Annotated in this window: 16 protein-coding genes and 1 tRNA gene; 7 read left to right on the top strand and 10 right to left on the bottom strand. The window is 64.3% G+C overall.

The window, feature by feature from the left end:
- Positions 1 to 9 precede the first annotated feature (9 nt).
- The 3 genes from NRG23_RS32430 to NRG23_RS32420 all read right to left on the bottom strand — a co-directional run bounded on the left by NRG23_RS32430 (position 10) and on the right by NRG23_RS32420 (position 3,004).
- Positions 10 to 666, bottom strand: coding sequence for a DsbA family protein (locus NRG23_RS32430; RefSeq protein ID WP_038633396.1), 657 nt, complete (start codon positions 664 to 666; stop codon positions 10 to 12).
- A gap of 107 nt (positions 667 to 773) precedes the next feature.
- Complete coding sequence (locus NRG23_RS32425; RefSeq protein ID WP_016703082.1) at positions 774 to 1,673, bottom strand: LysR family transcriptional regulator; 900 nt, start codon at positions 1,671 to 1,673, stop codon at positions 774 to 776.
- Between the two features lie 116 nt (positions 1,674 to 1,789).
- Positions 1,790 to 3,004 (bottom strand): MFS transporter, encoded by a 1,215-nt coding sequence (locus tag NRG23_RS32420; RefSeq protein WP_016703083.1) that lies wholly within the window; start codon positions 3,002 to 3,004, stop codon positions 1,790 to 1,792.
- A gap of 302 nt (positions 3,005 to 3,306) precedes the next feature.
- Here NRG23_RS32420 and NRG23_RS32415 point away from each other — a divergent pair, with 302 nt between their 5' ends.
- The 5 genes from NRG23_RS32415 to NRG23_RS32395 all read left to right on the top strand — a co-directional run bounded on the left by NRG23_RS32415 (position 3,307) and on the right by NRG23_RS32395 (position 9,821).
- A complete protein-coding gene (locus tag NRG23_RS32415) occupies positions 3,307 to 4,572 on the top strand; it encodes a cytochrome c (RefSeq protein ID WP_257373423.1) in 1,266 nt (421 codons plus the stop codon).
- Entirely contained in the window at positions 4,569 to 5,042 is a 474-nt protein-coding gene (locus NRG23_RS32410) for a (2Fe-2S)-binding protein (RefSeq protein ID WP_053269348.1), read from the top strand. Before NRG23_RS32415 ends, NRG23_RS32410 begins: the two co-directional genes overlap by 4 nt.
- Positions 5,039 to 7,276, top strand: a complete 2,238-nt coding sequence (locus NRG23_RS32405) for a molybdopterin cofactor-binding domain-containing protein (RefSeq protein ID WP_257373422.1) — start codon at positions 5,039 to 5,041, stop codon at positions 7,274 to 7,276. Before NRG23_RS32410 ends, NRG23_RS32405 begins: the two co-directional genes overlap by 4 nt.
- Before the next feature lie 225 nt (positions 7,277 to 7,501).
- Positions 7,502 to 8,665, top strand: coding sequence for an FAD binding domain-containing protein (locus NRG23_RS32400; RefSeq protein ID WP_009049606.1), 1,164 nt, complete (start codon positions 7,502 to 7,504; stop codon positions 8,663 to 8,665).
- A 43-nt stretch (positions 8,666 to 8,708) separates the two neighbouring features.
- Positions 8,709 to 9,821 (top strand): alkene reductase, encoded by a 1,113-nt coding sequence (locus NRG23_RS32395; protein ID WP_101282755.1) that lies wholly within the window; start codon positions 8,709 to 8,711, stop codon positions 9,819 to 9,821.
- Between the two features lie 91 nt (positions 9,822 to 9,912).
- On the opposite strand, the gene NRG23_RS32390 is transcribed toward NRG23_RS32395, so the two are convergent.
- The 7 genes from NRG23_RS32390 to pgsA form a co-directional block, all read right to left on the bottom strand.
- A complete protein-coding gene (locus NRG23_RS32390; RefSeq protein ID WP_257373421.1) occupies positions 9,913 to 12,792 on the bottom strand; it encodes an ATP-binding protein in 2,880 nt (959 codons plus the stop codon).
- A gap of 262 nt (positions 12,793 to 13,054) precedes the next feature.
- Positions 13,055 to 14,377 carry a C4-dicarboxylate transporter DctA gene (gene dctA, locus NRG23_RS32385; protein WP_257373420.1) on the bottom strand — a complete coding sequence of 441 codons (1,323 nt, stop codon included), beginning with the start codon at positions 14,375 to 14,377 and terminating at the stop codon, positions 13,055 to 13,057.
- A gap of 502 nt (positions 14,378 to 14,879) precedes the next feature.
- Positions 14,880 to 15,137 carry a hypothetical protein gene (locus tag NRG23_RS32380; protein WP_257373419.1) on the bottom strand — a complete coding sequence of 86 codons (258 nt, stop codon included), beginning with the start codon at positions 15,135 to 15,137 and terminating at the stop codon, positions 14,880 to 14,882.
- A 78-nt stretch (positions 15,138 to 15,215) separates the two neighbouring features.
- Positions 15,216 to 16,154: an AraC family transcriptional regulator gene (locus NRG23_RS32375; RefSeq protein WP_257373418.1), complete on the bottom strand. Its 939-nt coding sequence runs from the start codon at positions 16,152 to 16,154 to the stop codon at positions 15,216 to 15,218.
- Positions 16,155 to 16,176: 22 nt separating this feature from the next.
- The gene (locus tag NRG23_RS32370; RefSeq protein ID WP_016703090.1) at positions 16,177 to 17,010 is read right to left on the bottom strand and encodes an oxidoreductase; all 834 of its coding nucleotides are present in this window, start codon (positions 17,008 to 17,010) and stop codon (positions 16,177 to 16,179) included.
- Positions 17,011 to 17,473: 463 nt separating this feature from the next.
- Positions 17,474 to 17,549, bottom strand: a tRNA-Gly gene (locus NRG23_RS32365).
- 63 nt (positions 17,550 to 17,612) lie between these two features.
- Complete coding sequence (pgsA, locus tag NRG23_RS32360; RefSeq protein WP_009049612.1) at positions 17,613 to 18,173, bottom strand: CDP-diacylglycerol--glycerol-3-phosphate 3-phosphatidyltransferase; 561 nt, start codon at positions 18,171 to 18,173, stop codon at positions 17,613 to 17,615.
- A 363-nt stretch (positions 18,174 to 18,536) separates the two neighbouring features.
- On the opposite strand from pgsA, the gene NRG23_RS32355 reads away from it, so the two are divergent.
- On the top strand, positions 18,537 to 19,667 hold the full coding sequence (locus tag NRG23_RS32355) for a polymorphic toxin type 44 domain-containing protein (protein ID WP_257373417.1): 1,131 nt from the start codon (positions 18,537 to 18,539) through the stop codon (positions 19,665 to 19,667).
- Positions 19,654 to 20,070 (top strand): hypothetical protein, encoded by a 417-nt coding sequence (locus NRG23_RS32350; protein ID WP_080710582.1) that lies wholly within the window; start codon positions 19,654 to 19,656, stop codon positions 20,068 to 20,070. The genes NRG23_RS32355 and NRG23_RS32350 overlap by 14 nt, the downstream gene beginning before the upstream one ends.
- Positions 20,071 to 20,072 lie beyond the last annotated feature (2 nt).

Genomic DNA, 20,072 nt, shown 5'->3' with positions numbered 1-20,072 from the left:
ACATGACGGCTAACCCAAGGCATGGGCCACCTGCGCGTCTGCCACCGTCGCGTCCCGCAACACCCGCGCCAGCAAGGCGCCGGGCTGGGCGCCCGAGACCCGGGTGTCGCCGATGCGAAAGGCCGGCAGCACCCCGCCCGACCAGTCCGCGGCATCGCATTTGTGGCGCTGCAACGCGGCCAGTCCTTCACCACCGCGCAGGTAGTCGAGCAGCCGCTCCTGCTCGCGCTTGCCGTCCCCGCCCAGCTCCGCGAGCACCCGCGCATCGCCGATATCGCGGCCCTCGCAGAAATAGGCACGGAAGATCCGCGCGAACAGCGCGGCGCAGTCGCCACCGCGCGCAGCCCGCTCGAGCATCAGGCTGTGCGCCGGGTCGCTGTCGACCAGGCGCTCGATTCGCTCGAAGGCAAAATGCAGCCCCAGCGCCTGGCCGGCCCGGGTGATCTGCGCTTCGAACAACCGGCTGCGCGCCAGGCTGCCGAACCGGCGCCGGGCGTACTCGCCCTGCTCGATGCGGCTGGCGGGAAGGTCGAACGCGCAGCGGCTCGGCACATAGACGATCGGCCGTGGCCGGTGCGCGGCCGCCATGGCCTGGCGCAGGTTCAGCTCGCCGATCCAGCACCAGGGATTGATGAAGTCGTACGCCAGATGAATGACGTTACCCATAGCGACCACCTTGCTTCTACCCATGATGGCCAGACTCTAGGCGCGCACCTGCCGGACGAGTAGCCACAGGGCGCGCAACGCTGTCTTGCTCGAGACCCGAGCGAGGCTCAGGCGGCGAGGATTTCCTCGAGGAACTCGATAAACACATTGATGCGACTGGAGCCGCGGTGGTTGGGCAGGTACAGCGCGTTGATGCAGGTGCTGGCAGTGCCGGGATTGACCTCGTACTGCTCCAGCACGCGGGTCAGGCGGCCCTGGCCGACATCGTCGCGCACCAGCCAGTCGGCCAGCAGCGCCACACCGCCACCGGCCAGCGCCGCCTCGCGCAGGATGTCGGCGTTGTTGCTCTGCAAGCGCCCCTGCACACCCAGGCGCTGGGGCTCTTCGTCGCCCTGGAAGGTCCAGTCCTGGTGCACGCCGCCATAGTCGAAGCGCAGGCACTGGTGCTCCAGCAGGTCGCTCGGCTGGCGCGGCAGGCCGGTGCGTGCCAGGTAGTCGGGGCTGGCCACGACCCAACGCTGGAAGTCGCCGATCTTCTTGCTGACGATGTCATCGCTGACCACCGAGGAACCGAGGCGCACCGAGACATCGATGCGCTCGCTGATCAGGTCGCTGACCCGGTCGCTCAACGACAGGCTGATCTCCAGGCCCGGATGGCGTTCGAGCAGGCGCCCCAGGTGCGGGGCGATGATGCGCCGGCCGAACTCCACCGGGACGCTGGCCCGCAGATGCCCCTGGGCCTCGCTGCCACGGTCGGCGACGCTGGCGTCGGCTTCGTCGATGGCCTCGAGAATCGCCACGGCCTTGTCGAAATAGGCCTGCCCGGCGAGCGTGACACTGGTGTTGCGCGTGGTGCGATTGAGCAGGCTGGCGCCCAGCTCGCTTTCCAGCCCCGCCACCTGCCGCGTCACCGACGACGTCGACAGGCCGAGCTTGCGCGCCGCCGATGAGTAGCCGCCACAGCGCACGGTTTCAACGAACATCTTCAGCGCCAGCAACTTGTCCATAAGCCGATTCCGCGAGCGAAAATTGAAACCAGGAACTATGCCTGAGCACGCACCGAGTGTCTTGTACGGTTGTGCTCAAGCACCGTGGCCTGCGCTTGCACCTTCGCCCCGGACCCTCAGCCCTGGCGGTAGTGACGGAGCAGAAACAGCAGCAGCGCCAAGCCAGGGACCGCGGCAATCGAGGTCGCCGACAGGCTCCACCCCACCTGCTCATACAGCGGGCTGGCCACCAGCGAACCCAGGGCGCCGCCGACGAAGATGCTGGTCATGTACACCGCATTCAGGCGCGCCCGGCTGTGCGGGTCGATGGCGTACACCTCACGCTGGCCAAGCACCATGTTCAGCTGCACGGCAAAATCCAGCAGCACCGCGCACACCACCAGCCACAGGTAGCCACTGCCCGGCAGCGCCCCTATCAGCAGGGACAGCGGTGCCAGCAACAAGGCTACGAGAGTGCCGCGCTGGCCATGCCCGGCGTCGGCCAGCCGGCCGGCGATCGGCGCCGCGATCGCCCCCACCGCGCCCACCAGGGCGAACACCGCCACCTGCGCCTGGCTGAAGCCGTGCTGGCGAATCAGCTCGATGGGCACGATGGTCCAGAACAGGCTGAAGCTGGCAAACAACAAGCCCTGGTACAAGGAGCGCTCACGCAGGCCGGCATGGCGGCGCGCAAGGGCGAAGACCGAGCCGATCAACTCGCCATAGGAGGACTGATGCGTCGGCATGCGCCGTGGCAGGGCAACGGCCATCACGCAGGCGATCACCGCCATCAGGCCCGCGGCGCTGAAGAACACCCCGCGCCAGCCGAACGCCTGGGCCAGCAGGCTCGACAGCGGGCGCGACAACAGAATGCCCAGCAGCAGCCCGCTCATGATGTTGCCGACCACCCGCCCGCGACTTTCCTCGGGCGCCATGTGCGCGGCCAACGGCACCAGAATCTGCACCGCCACCGAAGTCAGGCCGATGAGCAACGACAGCGCCAGGAACAGCGAAGGCGACTCAGTAAAGCCCGCGGCGATCAGGCACAGGCTCACGGCGAGCGTGAACCCCACCACCAGGCGGCGGTTTTCCATCAGGTCGGCCAGGGGCACCAACAGCAGCAGGCCCGCGGCGTAGCCGAGCTGGGTCAGCGAGACAATCAGGCTGGCATGGGCGTTCGACAGGCCGATCTGCGGGGCGATCAGCTCGACGATCGGCTGGGCGTAGTAAAGGTTGGCGACGACCGCGCCGCAACAGAAGGCCAGCAAGGCCACCAGGGCGCCAGAGAGGGTGGCGGGCCGTTCGCCCTTCAGCGCCGTGCTGGCCGTCGTTGCAAAGTTGCCGGTAGGCATGATGAAACCTCGTTCGCGTGGAGAAAAGTTTCGCCAAGGCTAGGCGCGACGCTCAATCGGGAGAATCCACCGCCGGGGCAATTGAGCGATGCGCATCACGCAACGATCCCGGCGTTGCCGATGGCGCAAAAGGTCTTTGCGCGGTTTGCCAATACCGCCGTCCACCCCCCTTCTCTACCCTTGGGCACTTGCCACGGGGCGGTCCGTCACCGCTCTCCTCTGCGGCTCAAGGAGACTTCCATGACCTCGACTGCATCACTGTCCGCCCGCGCGGATTCCACGGACCAATGAAGGGTGACCCGATGAACGCCAGGCAGTTGTGGCTGGGCGCCGTGGTTCTCGCCACGGCAGGCGCGATAGGCGCCGCGCTGTTGATGTGGCGCCCGGCGATCGCGCCGGCCGAACCGCCACAACGCTTCGAGGCCGCCCAGGTGCAACGCGGCGCGCGGGTCGCCGAAGCCGGCGATTGCGCGGTGTGCCATACCCGCCCCGGCGGCCGCTACCTGGCCGGTGGGCTGGCGCTGGTAACGCCCTTTGGCACGCTCTACAGCACCAACATCACCCCGGACGCCGGGACCGGGATTGGCCAATGGTCATTGCCGGCCTTCGAGCGGGCGATGCGCGAAGGGGTCGCCCGCGACGGGCACTTGCTGTATCCGGCCTTCCCTTACGCCTACTACCGGCGCATGACGGACGGGGACATCGCAGACCTCTACGCCTATCTGATGAGCGGCCCCGCCGTGCATGCGCCGGCCATGCAGAACCGGATGAACTTCCCGATGAACATCCGCCCGCTGGTGTCGTTCTGGAACCTGCTGTTCCTGCACGCGGAGCCCTTGGCGCCCGTGGCGCAGCAATCCGCAACCTGGAACCGTGGCCGCTATCTGGTCGAAGGCCCCGGCCACTGCGCCGGCTGCCATTCTCCGCTCAACCCGCTGGGCGCCGAGCAGTCCGCCCAGCATCTTGCCGGCGGCAGGGTGGACGGCTGGCAGGCGCCGTCCCTGCTGGGCCTGGCCGACCGCGCCAAGCCCTGGAGCCGCGAGCAACTGGCGGGCTACCTGCGGGCTGAGGTGGTCGAGGGCCATGGCACCGCCGCCGGGCCGATGCGACCGGTCAGCCTCAGCCTGGGCAACATGCCGGCCAGCGATGCCGAGGCGATTGCCGACTACCTGCTGAGCCTCGAGGACTCCGCTCCCGCCGCACCCGCTTCAGCCACCGCGCGCCCTACCGAGGTGGTCGAGCAGGCGCCTGGCGCCCAGCTGTTCCAGAGCGCCTGCGCCGGTTGCCATGGCCCGGCCGCGCCGATGCGCCAGATCGATGGGCGCCCGGCCCTGGAGCGGACATCGGCGCTGCATGCCTCAAGCGCGCGCAACTTTCTCAAGACCGTGCTCGAAGGCGTGCCCGCCACCCCGGGGTTGCCCGGCCCGGTCATGCCGCCCTTCGCCGCCAGCCTGGACAACCAGCAGTTGGCGGCGCTGGCCTCGTTCCTGCGCGAACAGGCCAGCCCGGGCCAGCCGTGGGCCGACCTTTCTTCCACCCTTCACGAATTACGCCAGGAGGCGCAATGACCCACATGACCCTCAACGTCAACGGCTCGTCCCATGCGCTGGAGCTGGAGCCCGACATGCCGTTGCTGTATGCGCTGCGCAATCACCTGGGGCTCAACGGCGCCAAGTACGGTTGCGGCCTGGGACAATGCGGAGCCTGCACCGTGCTGGTGGATGACCAGCCGGTCTTTTCCTGCCTGACGCCCTGCAGCGGCCTGGAAGGCAAGGCCGTCCGCACGGTGGAGAGCCTGGGTACGGCGGAGCGCCCGGGGCCTTTGCAAAAAGCCTTTATCGAGGCCCAGGCCGCCCAGTGCGGCTACTGCATCGCCGGCATGCTGATGCGCGCCCAGGCGTTGCTGGAACGCGACCCTCATCCGGACGAAGCCACCATTCGCGAGCATATGGCGAGCAACCTGTGCCGCTGCGGCACCCACCTGCGGATCATCGACGCCATCGGCCGTGTGGCCAGGCAAGAGCGGAGCGCGCCATGACCCGGCACCATGAAGTCGACCAGGGGCGTCGCGCGTTCCTGCGTGGTGGCGCGCTGGTGCTGGCGTTCACCCTGGTCCCGGCGGCGCGCCAGGCGCTGGCCGACAGCGAAGTCGATACCCTCGGCACGGTAGTACTGGCGCCCGATCTGCCGGGCAGCCTGCGCACCAATCCCTACCTCGATGCCTGGATCCGCGTCGCGGCCGAAGGCGTCACCGTCTACACCGGCAAGGCCGAATTGGGGACGGGGGTGAAAACCGCGCTGTTGCAGATTGCCGCCGAACGCCTGGACCTCGCGCCAGACGCGATCACCCTGCTCACTGCGGATACCGCACTGACCCCTAACGAAGGCTACACCGCCGGCAGCCACAGCATTTTCGACAGCGGCACGGCCCTGTTCAACGCCGCGGCCCAGGTCCGGCAATTGCTGCTGGCGTCGGCCGCGCGCAGCTGGGCCGTGGACGCCGCGCTGCTGACCACGCACGAGGGCCAGATCCAGGGCCCGGCCGGGCAGCGCATGGCCTATGCCGAGGCGGTCAAGGGCGTGGACCTGCACCACTATGCGCAGGCGCAATCGCCCTCGATGCCACCGTCTGCGTTCAAGCTGATCGGCCATTCGCTGCCGCGCCTGGATATCCCGGCCAAGGTCAGTGGCGGCGCCGCGTTCGTCCAGGACCTGCGCCTGCCGGGCATGCTGCACGCCCGGGTGATCCGCCCGCCCCGCCCTGGCTGCCGCCTGGAAGCCTTCGATGCCGAGGCGATCAAGGCCCTGCCCGGCGTGGTGCGGGTGGTGCAGGACGGCAACTACCTGGCGGTGGTCGCCCGGGATGAGTGGCAAGCCATCAAGGCGATGCGCAGCGGCTATGAGCAGGCCCGCTGGAGCGCTGGAGAGGCGATCCCCGAAGCGCGGGACATCCACGCGCTACTGACCCGCCTGCCCGCGCGCCGCTACCCGATCAGCCATGAAGGCAACCCGGCGGCCGGCGCCCGCGCCAGCTATCGCGCGCGGTTCAGCAAGCAGTACCTGATGCACGGTTCCATCGGCCCGTCCTGCGCCGTGGCCTGGTTCAAGGACGGCGTGCTCACGGTCTGGACCCACACCCAGGGGGTCTACCCGCTGCGCGCGGGGATTGCCGAGATGGTCGGGCTGGCGCCGGAGCGGGTGCGCTGCATCCATACCGAGGGTTCCGGGTGCTACGGCCACAACGGCGCGGACGATGCGGCGGCCGATGCCGCGTTGATCGCGATGCGGCTCGCCGGCACGCCGGTGCGGGTGCAGTGGATGCGCGAGCAGGAAAACCTCTGGGAGCCCTACAGCAGCGCCATGCTCACCGAGGTCCAGGCCAGCCTCGATGCCCAGGGCCGATTGCAGGACTGGGCCTATGAGCTGTGGACCACGCCGCACAACGAACGCATCGTCAATGCCGGCCGCTTGATTCCCGCGCGGCTGTTGGCCCGGCCGTTCGTTTCCGCGCCGTCGATCCCCATCGCCCAGCCCGAAGGGGATGGCGATCGCAATGCCGTGCCGCTGTACAGCCTGGCGTCCACCCGCATCGACATGAACTTCGTCACCCGCATGCCGTTTCGCACCTCCGCCATGCGCTCGCTGGGGGCCCACATCAATATCTTCGCCATCGAAGCCTGCATCGATGAACTGGCCGCCCGGGCCGGCACCGATCCGGTGGCCTTGCGCCTCGCCCACCTGAGCGACCCGCGGGCACGGGCGGTGGTCGAACGGGTGCGGGACGCCAGCGGCTGGCCGCACAAGGGCAAGGAGCCCGGCGCGGGCATCGGCTTTGCGTTTGCCCGCTACAAAAACATCATGGGCTACTGCGCCATCGCCGTCCTGCTGCGGGTGCATCCGCAGACCGGCGAGGTGCAGCTCGATCGAGTGGTCACGGCAGTGGACGTGGGCCAGATCGTCAACCCCGATGGCCTGCGCAACCAGGTGGAAGGCGGCATCGTGCAGTCCGCCAGCTGGACCCTGTTCGAAAAGGTCGGCTACGACCCGGGCGGCGTGCGCAGCTACGACTGGAGCGGTTATCCGATCCTGCGCTTTGCGCAGTTGCCCCGGCAGGTCGAGGTGCATCTGCTCGATCAGCCGGGACAGCCATTCCTCGGCGCCGCCGAGATCGTCCAGGGCCCCATGGCCGCCGCCATCGGCAATGCCGTGGCCAATGCCACCGGCCGGCGCTGGCTGAACCTGCCGCTGACCCGCTCCGAGCAGCCGGCCTAACCCGGAGTCCAGCCGCCGCTTCGGCGGCGGTCCTTTCGCACGCTGCCAAGGCATCGAGGAGCGAGCGGGCCAATCGCCGCGCCCGCCGTCGACTGCCCGCTCGCCGCGTCATGCATCCGTCGCCGTTCAGGGCGTTGCGTTTCACGCAATGCAGCGTAGAGCGGCGGCTGGATTATCACGCGCGGCCCGGCGGATTAGGTTAGTGCCCAACAGGAGGAACACCCCATGCCAGCCACCCGATCGCATCATCCACGTCGCGCCATTGTCATAGGCGGTTCGCTCGGCGGCCTGTTCGCCGGCAATTTGTTGCACGCGGCGAAATGGGACGTCGAGCTGTACGAGCGCTCGGCCCACGACCTCGACAGCCGCGGTGGCGGCATCGTCTTGCAGCCCGAGGTGGTCGAGGCGCTGCGCCAAAGCGGGCGCGAGCTGCCACTGGGCGAACTGGGCGTGCGCTCGGAGTACCGCACGGTGTTTCGTCCCGATGGCTCGATCCGCAGTCATCTGTACATGCCCCAGGTCCAGACGTCCTGGTCACTGCTCTACACCACCCTGCGCGATGCCTTCGGCCCCGAGCACTATCACCGGGGGCAGACGCTGGCAGGCATCGACCAGAGCGAGCCCGGGAGCGTCAGCGCGGTCTTCGACAGCGGGCACCAGGCACAGGCGCAGCTGTTGCTGGGCGCCGACGGCGGCAGTTCCACGGTGCGTCGATTGCTCTGGCCCGACAGCCAGCCGAGCTACGCAGGCTATGTGGCGTGGCGAGGTCTTGTGCCCGAGCGCGCCGTGCCCGCCGAGGTGCGCAATGAGCTGTTCGGCACCTTCGGCTTCGCCAACCACCAGGGCTCACACATCCTCGGTTATCTGGTGCCGGGCACCGACAACGATTTGCGCCCGGGCCACCGGCTCTACAACTGGGTCTGGTACCGGGTCGCCCCGCTGGACATCCTGCCGCGCATCATGACTGACGCCGATGGCCGTGAACGCGGCTTCTCGGTGCCGGAAGGCCGGCTCGCTCCCGCCTGGCGGGACTACCTGATCGAGCAGGCCGAGGCCTTGTTGCCGCCGCAGTTTCGCGCCGTAGTCCAAGCGACCCAGGCGCCTTTTGTCCAGGCCATCCGCGACCTGGCCGTCGAGCAGATGGTCGAGCGCCGGGTAGTGCTGCTCGGCGATGCCGCCGCCATACCGCGGCCGCACACCGCGGCGAGCACCTCAAAGGCCGCCACCAATGCCCTGGCCCTGGCCGCGGCCCTGCGCACCTTTCCCAACGACCTCGAGCGTGCCCTGCGCAGCTGGCAGCCCGCGCAACTGGCACTGGGCCAGAGACTGCGCAGGCAAGGCACGCAAATCGGCAATCACCTGTTGTTCAACCAGGCACCGTCCGCCTGAGCACCCACGGCATCCCGATCGATGCCCTCATAAGGAAATACCCATGACCCAGCACCTGTTCCAACCCCTTGCGGTCGGCCCCTACACCCTGGCTCACCGCGTGGCCATGGCCCCCCTGACCCGCTCCCGCGCCGGCCAGCCGGGCGACCTGCCGACCGCCATGAACGCCGAGTATTACCGGCAACGCGCGAGTGCCGCGCTGATCGTTACCGAGGCCACGCAGATTTCCCGCCAGGGCCAGGGCTATGCCTGGACCCCGGGGATCTACAGCGATGCCCAGGTGGCGGCCTGGCGCCAGGTGAGCAGCCAAGTGCACGAAGCCGGCGGGCTGATTTTCATGCAGCTGTGGCATGTGGGGCGTGTCTCTCACCCGAGCTTCCAGCCCGACAACGCCCTGCCGGTGGCGCCCAGCGCCCTGCCGGTTCCAGGCAAGACCTTTATCGTCGACGACGAGGGCAACGGCGTCTGGGGCGATGTGCCGGTGCCGCGCGCCCTGCAAGTGGCGGAGATCGCGCAGATCGTCGACGACTATCGACGCGCGGCGCGCAACGCCCTGAAAGCCGGCATGGACGGCGTGGAAATCCACGCGGGCAACGGCTACCTGCTCGACCAGTTCATCAACAGCAACAGTAACCAGCGCGAGGACGCCTACGGCGGCAGCGTGGAAAATCGCGCCCGGCTGTTGCTGGAAGTCGTGGCAGCCGTCGCCGATGAGGTGGGCGCCGAACGGGTGGCGGTACGCCTCACTCCCATGGGGCGCTTCATGGGCATGGGCGACGCAACGCCCGAGGCCACTTTCGGCCATATCGTCCGCGCCCTGAACCGCTGGCCCCTGGCCTATCTGCACCTCGTGGAACCGGCCGTGGTCGGTACCGTCAAGGACGAGAACTTCGACCCGCGCTGGGACGCGATCATCGGGCAACTGCGCACGGAGTGGAACGGCGTGCTGATGCTCGCCGGCGGCTACGATCCGCAATCGGCGGAGCAGGCCCTGGCCGCCAACCGCGCCGACCTGATTGCCTTTGGTCGCCCCTTCCTGGCCAACCCCGACCTGCCCCGGCGGATCCGCGACGGGCTGGCGCTGAATGCCCCCGACCCAAGCACCTTCTTTGGCGGCGACCAGCGTGGATACACCGACTACCCCGTTCATCCATAAGGAGCGATCCCGGTAACCCTGCTCCCGGGCTTATCGAATCGGCCGCGCTTGCGGGGCGGCCGATACCCGGCGTGCAAAGGGCCGCTTCGGCTTATCGGGGTTCCTCGGGGCCGGTTCCGCCCGCCGGGCCGGACGCGATAGCCTGCCGCAGCGTTTCCAGTGTCGCGGGCTTGAACAGAATCTGGTCCATCCCGGCGGCCATGCATCGCTCCACCGCACTCGCCTCGATACTGGCCGTCAGGGCAATGATGCGACAGCGTGGCAGGCTGCTGTGGGATTCCTCCCAGCGGATCCGCCTGGCGAGTTCGAAGCCGTCCATCCTCGGCATCATGCCGTCCGTGAGCACGATGTCGAAGTCCGCGCTCAGCCAGCGCTTGAAGGCCTCCTGCCCATCTTCCGCGACCACCACTCGATGCCCCAGGGTTTCCAGCTGGGTGTTGAGGGTCACGCGATTGAAGGCATTATCTTCGGCCAGCAAGATGGACAACGGAGGCACTTCGGCAGAAACGGTCGGGTCCTGCTGCGCCGCTTCGCCCTCGACAGCGGCTGGAGGGTCACAGATGGGCAGGCTCAATTCGAGGCTGAAGCAGGATCCTTTGCCAGGTTCGCTACGCGGCTTGATCTGGCCCCCCATCAATTGCACCAGGCGGCGGCTGATGTTCAGCCCCAGGCCGCTTCCGGACGCCTGCCCCGCGCCTGGCACGCCCACCTGGGAGAAGGGTTTGAACAGCTTGTCCATGTCTTCGGCGCCAATGCCGATGCCCGTGTCGATGACATCGAGGTCCAGGCGCAAGCTGTGCCCTTCACGACGGGTGCGGGCCTGGAGGATGACGCCGCCGCGCTCGGTGAACTTGATGGCGTTGCCGAGCAGGTTGAACAGCACCTGCTTGAAATGCAGCGGGTCCAGCAGCACCCATGCCTGCAGATCGCCTTCGACCTTGACGTCCAGGGTGAGGCCTTTTTGTCGCGCCATGCCAGTGACAACCGAGGCGACGCCTTCGATCTGCTGGTTGATGAGCACCGGCTCAGGAAACGAATCGATCTTTCCGGACTCGATGCGAGCAATATCCAGCACATTGCCCAGCAGCGACAAAAGCCCCTGGGCCGCTTCCTGGGCCACGGACAGGGATACACTGTCGGCCTCCCCCTGTTTCGCCCGCAGCAGCGCGAGCTCCTGCATGCCGATGATTGCGTTCAGCGGCGTGCGTATCTCATGGCTCATCGTCGACAGGAAGACACTCTTGGCCTGGTTGGCGGCCTCGGCGCGCTCCTCGGCGGCCCGGGTCCTGCGGACCTGGCGTCGCAGGTAGAACGCCCAGATCAGCGAGATGGCGATCAGGGTCGCGAAGAGGCCGCCCAGCTGGAGAATCTTGTCGCGATGGTCGCGCCAGAAGTCGCTCCCGCCCCTGGCGAAGCGCGGCGCCCAGGCCTGGACTATGTCCGCGACCTCTTCCGGCGTGATTGCCAGCTGCGCCTTCTCCAGGATGCTGCGCAACTCCGGCTGGTGCTTCGCCACCCCGATGCCGATGGGCGTGGAGATGTCCTGCAGGATCCCGGTGACCTGGATGCGATTGTCGAAATACTGGGCCGACAGATAGCGACCGGTGTAGTCGCTGCTCAGGTACACCTCGCTCTGCCCCGAATCGACCGAGCGCATGGCCTCGAGGAACGTGGGGTATACCTTGAGCTGAATCGCCGGATAGTCGCGTCTTATCGTATCGATGAAAAAGTAGCCCTCACCCGTCGCCAGGGTCTTCCCATTCAGATCGGCAAGCCCGGTGAAACGCCGGCCGGCGTGACGACCAGCACTGGTCGCGGTCATCAATACGGTGGAGCTGCGCAGGTACGGCGACAAGACATCCAGTGGCGTCTCGAACAGCTCGGACTGAGGCATGGCCGGGGTCAGAAGCGCGCGCCCCTCGGCGATGAGCCTGTTGGTTTCGAGGGTGTTTGGCGTGCCCAGGTAGGCGAACTTCAGGCCACTGCGCTGGCTGATCAATTCCAGGTAGTCGCGGCCAATGCCGGTGACGCTGCGGTCCCGTCCCAGCTCGCCCAGCGCCCCGAGCGAGTAATTGATGGCCACGGGGACCTGCGGGTGGCTGTCCAGCCAGCGCTGTTCCGCGGGCGTCAGCTTCACGCGCGCTTCGTCGATGCTCAAGCGGCGGCCGGCGCTCCAGCTGCGCAGGATGTCTTCCCCATAGCGCCTGGATATCCTCGGTATCGCCCGGTCGATGATGCCCCTCAGCGTCTCGTCTCCCGGACGCAGCAGGAAGCGAAAGCCCTGGCTGTCGACGGGAGCGAAGTTGTCGATGCGCAGGCCCAGCAGGTAATGGGTTTGCATCAGGTAATGCGAGGACAGGGCATCCCCCAACACCGCATCGACGTCCCCCAGCACCAGCGCTTCGAGCGCGCGTTGAGGCGAATCGAAAAACTCCACCTGGCTATGGGGGTAGGCCTCCCGTACCGCCTGTTCCTGAAGATAGCCGACGGTCATTCCCAGCACGGTACCGGCTTGATTGGGGTCGAAGGGCTGGGCCTGCGAAGTCACCAGCACCGGCCGGTCGGGCAGGTAGGCCTCGCTGAGCAGCAGGCCATTTTCCCGGCCTTCGACATCGCTGCCCGCGCCCAGCAGGTCGATCTCGCCACTGCGCAAGGCCGCCAGTGCGGATGCCCGCGACGAGTAGGCGCGCACCTGCGGCGGCCATTCGAACATCAGGGCCAGGTAGTCGGCGGTGATGCCCTGGTAGCGATCGCCATAGAACACCGACAGGGGCGGATAATCGAGAAGCACCACGCCGACCCTGAGCGGCCCTCGCCCTTCCAGCCACTGCCGCGCCTTGGCGTCCAGCCACGGGTGACTGCTTGTGGTCATGCGACCGGACAAGGTGATGTCTTGCGCATGAACCGGAAATATCGGTGAAAGAATACCCAGCAACAGAATGCCAATAGCTGCGAGGGACCTCAGTAGCATGGGGAACCTTCCTTGAGGTACTTGCGAAACCTGGGGCGGCGGACGCGACCCGGCAGGCAGCCCCTGGGAAGTCGTCGACAGTCTTGGGTATTTGCCGGGAATTTTAGGCCTTAGCGGCGCGCAGCGACATAGAAACCAGCAGACAGCGGGTACGGCTGCGTTTGTTTTCTGTCATACACGATAGCCGCGGCATTGCAGTAACCACCCCCATTGCGAGAGGCTGCGCCGTCAAGGCACAGCCCCCCGCCGCAAGCTCATGGCCTCAGGACAACTCGTATTGCTGACGGTTGTTCAATACCCGTTGAGCCTGTTCGCGGTCCAGGTCGCCGACCTTATCGGCCACCACCACGGTGGCCACGCAATTGCCAATCAGGTTGCCCGCCGCGCGTGCCATGCCGATAAACCAGTCGATCGACAACACCAGCACCAGGCCGATCACCGGAATGCTGGGGACTGCGCTCAGGGTCGCCGCCAGGATCACGATGGCCGAGCCCGGCACGCCGTGCGCGCCCTTGGAGGTCACGAGCGACACCCCGAGCACCAGCAGCAGGTCACCTATCGACAAGGGGGTATTGGTGGCCTGGGCAATGAAGACCACCGCCAGGGTCAGGTAGATCGAGAAGGCATCGAGGTTGAACGAATAGCCGGTGGGCACCACCAGCCCCACCACTGATTTTTTCACGCCCAGGACTTCCAGCTTGCGCATGATCTGCGGTAGCACCGAGTCCGAGGAGGCGGTGGCCAGGACGATGGTCAGCTCCTCGCGCAGGTAGACAATGAACTTGAACACGTTGATCCCGGCGTAACGCAACACCGCCCCCAGGATCACGAACACGAAGATCAGGATCGAGGCGTAGAACAGCACGACCAGGGAAATCAGCTGCTTCATCGAACCGACACCGTACTTGCCAACGGTGTAGGCCACCGCCCCTAGCACGCCCAGGGGCGCCAGCCGCACGATCAGGCCCATGGCCTTGAACAGCACCTTGGAAATATCGTCGATGAACGAGGTCACGCGCTCCGCGCTTTTACCCCCCACCAATGCCAGGCTGATGCCGAACAGCAAGGCAAAGAACAGCACCTGCAATACATCGTTGCGGGCCAATGCATCGATTGAAGTGGTGGGAATGATGTTCAGGATGAACGAACCGATGCCGCTGCCCTGGAGCTTGTGGGCATTCTCCGAATAACTGCTCATGGCCCCGGCATCCAGGGTCGTGGTGTCGATGTTCATGCCATGACCGGGCCCGAACACGAACGCCAGCAGGATGCCGAGAGCCAGGGCGATGGTGGTCATGATCTCGAAGTAGATCAGCGCCACGCCCCCTACCCGCCCGACGTTTTTCAGGTCGCCCGTACCGGCGATCCCGTGCACCACCACACAAAAGACGATGGGTGCGACGATCATCGAAATCAGCTTGAGAAAACCGTCGCTGAGCACTTTCAGCTTTACCGCGAAATCAGGCACCAGTACGCCGAGCACAATCCCCAGCAACAGGGCCAGCAACACCTGCGAAAAGAGTGATCCATACCAGGCCCTGGCCGGTGGTTTGACTGCGCTCGCAGCATTTGAGTCGTGGTTCATGATGTTTCTCCGTCAAGAATCAACCGAGTCCCTGGCGGGTCGACAACGCTGTCGACCCGCGGACTGCCCCCTCTTCAGCGACTCAGGTCGACGTCTGCCCGGTTGAATATCGGGTGGCCGAACCACAGCGAAGCCGCTTGAAGAATGCATCGTGCATAGCAGCCCCCATGCCACTTCCCGCGGAAAATCATGGATTTATCATTTACCGATCGAAAAACAAGGTCTTACAGGTCTGACCAGCCAAGGAAGCTGTGCGACTCGTCAGTTTTCTCCAGACTCGCAATCGTGCGCAGGTGGAGGCCCATGCCTCAAGACAGCGCAATCTCCCCCGCCGCCCGGGCCATGGAAGCGTGCACGAACGCTCTGAAATGGGGAGTTCAAGCCGTGAGCAGGACTGCTCGGCAACAAGGATGGCAGATGGATGAGCCCCTTCATCGAGACCCGATCCAGGTAAAGCGCGCAGCAGGGTATCCCGGCGGCGGCCAGCGCCGCTGGCGGCAGGTTAGCAACAACCCTGGCGGGTTGTCGGCCGACGTATCTGACCGTACACCGCCAGGCAATGCACCTGGCTGACCCAATGGCTGGGCACGGGCGTCCAGGACTGGGGGTCGTTGCCGGCCTCATCGGTCGATTGAATCACCTCGCCCTCCAGCAGCGGGCGATAACCTGGCGGTGATGTAGGCCGACCGCCAATAACGCTGCCCGCCACCAGGCCTGGGGCACCATCCGAAGGTTGTTGCGTAGAGCGCTTCGAATCCATATCGCTGAACTCCTGTGGGGTGAAGTTCAAGCGCAAAGCAAAACGCGCGCCACAGACTTGCTCAGGCAGGTGCGAAAACTAATGCGACGAGACATAGACAGATGGCGTGGATGGCGCAGGCAGCGCATAGGTCGCCTTCATCCATTCGATCTCCGCCTGGGGCGTTCGGCCGAAGAAGCGTTTGAACTCGCGGCTGAATTGCGAGGCGCTTTCGTAGCCTACGTTGAAGGCCGCCGTCGAAGCGCTCATGGCGTTGCGCAGCATCAGCAGTCGCGCCTGGTGCAAGCGCGTCGACTTCAGGTACTGCATCGGAGAAGCGTTCGTCACGCTGCGAAAGTGCAGGTGAAAGCTGGGCACGCTCATGCTCGCTTCCCGGGCCAGGGACTCCACGTCCAGGCGCTCCTGGTAGCAACTGTGGATCTTGCGGATCGTGCGAGTGACCTTGCCGAAGTGCCCCTGGCGATTGAGCGCGACACGCATCGAGCCGCCCTGCTCGCCCGTCAGGATGCGGTAATAGATTTCCCGCACCAGCGACGGCCCGAGTATCTGCGCGTCACCTGGAGTACTCATCGCCTCGAGAAAACGCAGTGTCGAGGCGCGCAGCAGATCGTCCATCGGCGAGGCATACATCCCCTTGGGCTGGGCGTCGCTGGGCCCGAGGGCTTCATCCACTTGCAGCATCAACTCGCTGGCCACCTGCAAGTCGAGACGCATGTAGACCGCCAGCATGGGCTCTGCCTCGCTGGCTTCGGTCTCCATGGTGAACGGCACTGGGACCGACACCACCAGGTAATGCTGGGCGTCATAGACGTAGACGTCATCACCCAGGTAGCCACGCTTGCGCCCTTGGCACAGGATGACGATGCCCGGGTCATACAAAACCGGGGTACGGGTCAGGGGCCGGTTCGAACGCAGGAAGCGGATATCCTCCAGCGCGCTGAGGTTGTAGCCCTCGATCGGCGCCAGCTTTTCCATCAGCTGCACCATGCGCGAGGTCTGTGAGTCGGCCTGATTCATTGACAGCCCCTTGGCTGACCGTTCAACCATCGGTCGAACGGCTCAGCGCTTCCCATTGATCGATTTCTCTGGCCGCCTGCTCCAGCCTGCCGCGCACCAGGCCCAAGGCATCGCTGCCCAGCAGCAGGTGTGCGGGTGGCGTCGGACTGGCGATGACCTGCAGCATCGCTTGCGCGGCTTTGCGCGGGTCGCCGGGCTGTTTGCCGCTTTTCTCTTCCCGCGCTTTGCGCACCGGGTCGAAACTGGCGTCATAGTCGCCAATGCTCCGTGGCGTGCGCTGCATCGAACGACCGGCCCAGTCCGTGCGAAACGAGCCTGGCGCCACGGCGGTCACGAAGATATTGAACGGCCGCAGTTCTTTGCTCAGCGTATCGGAGATACCTTCGAGCGCAAACTTGCTCCCGCAGTAGTAGGCGATACCCGGCATGGTGATGGTGCCGCCCATGGAGGTGATATTGAGAATGTGACCGGCACGCCGCTTGCGAAAATATGGCAGGAACGCCTTGGTGACCGCGACCGCGCCGAACACATTGACGTCGAACTGGCGACGCAGCTCCTCCAGCGGCGACTCTTCGAAGATGCCCTCATGACCGTAGCCGGCGTTGTTGACCAAGACATCGACCGGGCCATGGGCGGCTTCGACAGCCGCGACCAGGCTGTCGATCCGCTCGAAGTCAGTGACATCCAGAATCACCCCATGGGCACGATCCACGGAAAGCGCCTGAAACGCCTGCAAGGCCGCTTCATTGCGCACAGTGCCGATAACCCGATGCCCCGCGGCAAGCGCTTCCCGCGCCAGCGCATTGCCAAAGCCGCTGCTGACACCCGTGATAAATAGGGTTTTTATGCTGTTCATGGCGAGCTCCGATAGAGAGGGACGAGGCGGCCATGCTATCCAGGGAAAACCCGGTCACCTATGCCGGTTTGTCTTTGAGCATTGCCTATTCCTATCAGGGTCAATAGTTAAGTGGGTAGTCGCCGATCTCCGCTTCCGCGAGTCAGGTCCGCTCCAGCGCGGCAAAAGGGAAAGAAGCAAAAAGCCTCGGAACAACTAAGCAAGTTCGTCGTAGGCTATCGAGGAAAAAGCGCCCTGCCTCAAAATCCGCTCTAGTAAAAAGTCACGTCATGCCAAGGCTGCTACATCCAAACGAGTCTTGAACCAAGGGATGACGGAAAACAGACAGAGAAATGCACTTAAAACCACTGGATACTGCTGGAACGCAGCCGACGTCAGTGGAATACCGCACAAACGAAAAAAGGACCCGAAGGTCCTTTTTTCGATCGCTGCAGAGCTAAGTGGAACTCTGTAGCGCTATGTTTGGAGCGGGAAACGAGACTCGAACTCGCGACCCCGACCTTGGCAAGGTCGTGCTCTACCAACTGAGCTATTCCCGCGTCTTGGTGGTGTGCATTCTATAGAAATTCGAAACTGCGTCAACCCCTTGATTCAAAAAAGTTTTATTTCTTTTCTACATCAGTCTTCAAGTGCGGCCAGGCAGCGCGCAGGTACTGCAGCATGGACCACAGGGTTAGCCCTCCGGCGATCAGCAACAGGGCATAACCCAGCAGCACCCAGAAGGTGAAGGCCGGCGGGTTGGCCAGCAGGATTACCAGCGCCAGCATCTGCGCGGCGGTTTTCCATTTGCCCATGTTGGATACCGCCACTTGCGCGCGGGCGCCCAGTTCGGCCATCCACTCGCGGAGGGCGGAAACGACGATTTCACGTCCGATGATCACCGCCGCCGGCAGGGTCAGCCACAGGTTGCCGTGCTCTTGCACCAGCAGTACCAGGGCCACCGCCACCATCAACTTGTCGGCCACCGGATCGAGGAAGGCCCCGAACGGTGTGCTTTGCTCCAGACGCCGCGCCAGGTAGCCGTCGAGCCAGTCGGTGGCCGCGGCAAACGCGAAGACGGAACTGGCGGCCATGTAGCTCCAGTTGTAAGGCAGGTAAAACAGCAAAATGAAGATCGGGATGAGCAGAACGCGTAGAACGGTGATCAGATTAGGGATATTCATCGGCACAACTGGCTACGAGGTGAGTTGGCAATCTACTCGAAAAAGACAGCAGATGAGCTAGGCACGGCCATTCTACGGGCTTCTCGCACAGCGTGTCTAACACTGTTCCAACACGTTGAACCCCTCGAAAGCGCAACTTCCCGGGGGCCTGCGCGCGCAGTACCAGACTCAGTTGGCAAGCCTGCTGGAACCATCATCTGTAGACGTAGCGCGGTGGCCATGCAGACTTTCCAGCCAGACTCTCAGCCCTCGCCAGACTCCATCCAAGTTCAGAATCGTCCTAAAGCCTTAGCCATCGCCGCTTGCTAGGTTTGCGGGGCTCTACAAAGAGCCTCGCGGATCAGTCAACGCAGGGACGATAAAATGCTCTCTTCTGCTCGCCTGGGCGACAAACACCTCTGCCCGCTTCCCGGTCACGGCACGACACCTATTGCTTGCGCTTCTGGTGACATCAACATCAACTTCATGGGAGCAGCCCGTGTGGGAGACACTTGCGGTTGTGGCGCGGTCATCACCACGGGGTTTCCCTCGATCATTCTGAATGGTCGTCCCATGGCCCATTTAGGGAGCCCCACCAGCCACGGCGGGACAATCATCACAGGGTCGGGTGATACTTTCGGTGGCTTTGTCATGGGGCCCGCTCCTGGGGCTGCCATCATCAACTTCGCAGCACTCGGCGTGTTTCGCCCGGATGGCTCGGTGGACGATGAAAAGATGGCGACCTTGCTGGCTGACCCGAAGCTGACCGAGAAGGCTAAGGATGCGAATGCTTTGGTCGATCCTAACGGGGCCTCTAAGGCGCCTGAAGAGCAGCCAGAGGAGAAGGTCTGTACCGACCCCGACCGCATGGAGGAACTGGCGAATTACATTGCCGATGAGATGAACCGCAACATCAACAGCCCGTCTGTGCGGCAAATGAAAGACTTGAATAGCTTTGACCCCGCAGCAGAAACAAGGAAATACGCGGAACTGCCCTTTTACATGCGCTTCGCTCTTGAGCCAGACTTCTACAGCTTGGCGCTGGGGAAGAAAGCGAAAGCTTTTGCTATCTGGACTGAGCGCGTAGGTCAGAACAGGCCATGGGACCATAAGCCAATACTGCAAAAACTCTTTGGTGAATACCCTTGGCATAAGCAAGGGGCCTATGAATATTTCTACGATATCTGGTCGAACATCCACTACGGATATGTGGGTGTCGCAGGTGGGCTTTCTGAGAGTGTCTTATTGGACGGTGCTGGTGTAGAGCAAATCGGATCAGACACTTGGCGCTTCATCAAAAACCCTAAGAGGTTTGATGGCCCGCAAAGGACCAAGGGTGTTGAAGGTATGCGCGCATGGGATGATGTACCCGATAGGGTCTCGATCATTATCGGGATGAGCCTATACAAGGAATACCCAAATGGTGGCCTTACAGGGAAGATCATTATGGACAAAGTGCTGGCAGTCCCCATAAGCGACTGGGCGAAAGGGGTTCAACCACATGTCTGCAAGTGAGAAAAAGCTCTACTTAGGGCGGTGGATTACAGGATTCGTTTGCTTCCTTATTGCATGCTGGTATTTGGCTTTACCAAGGGTCGTCATTTACTACTCAGGCGATGGCTCAAAAGCATTCAAATACGTCTTCAATACGCAGCATTCAATATTTCGACGGGACTTGATGCCGGGAGAGACAACCGGTGATGCAGGGCATATTTTCCCCGATAGGGATTTCTTTATGATGTTCGATTGGTGGGCCGACACGACCCCGCCCCGGTGTATCTACATCACACCAAAGCGGTGGAGGACAATGGACATTTACCTTGATGGGAGCGGTAAGATCGACACCACTAAAACAGGCACTGATGTTATTGCCCGCCTGAAACAGTGTCCCGGTCAGCCTGACCCTTTCCGCCCCTGAAC

This window comes from Pseudomonas sp. T8 (assembly GCF_024610635.1).
Taxonomy (GTDB): Bacteria; Pseudomonadota; Gammaproteobacteria; order Pseudomonadales; family Pseudomonadaceae; genus Aquipseudomonas; species Aquipseudomonas chlororaphis_I.
The sequence above is the reverse complement of the archived record's forward strand: the minus strand, read 5'-3'. Positions and strand labels throughout refer to the sequence as shown.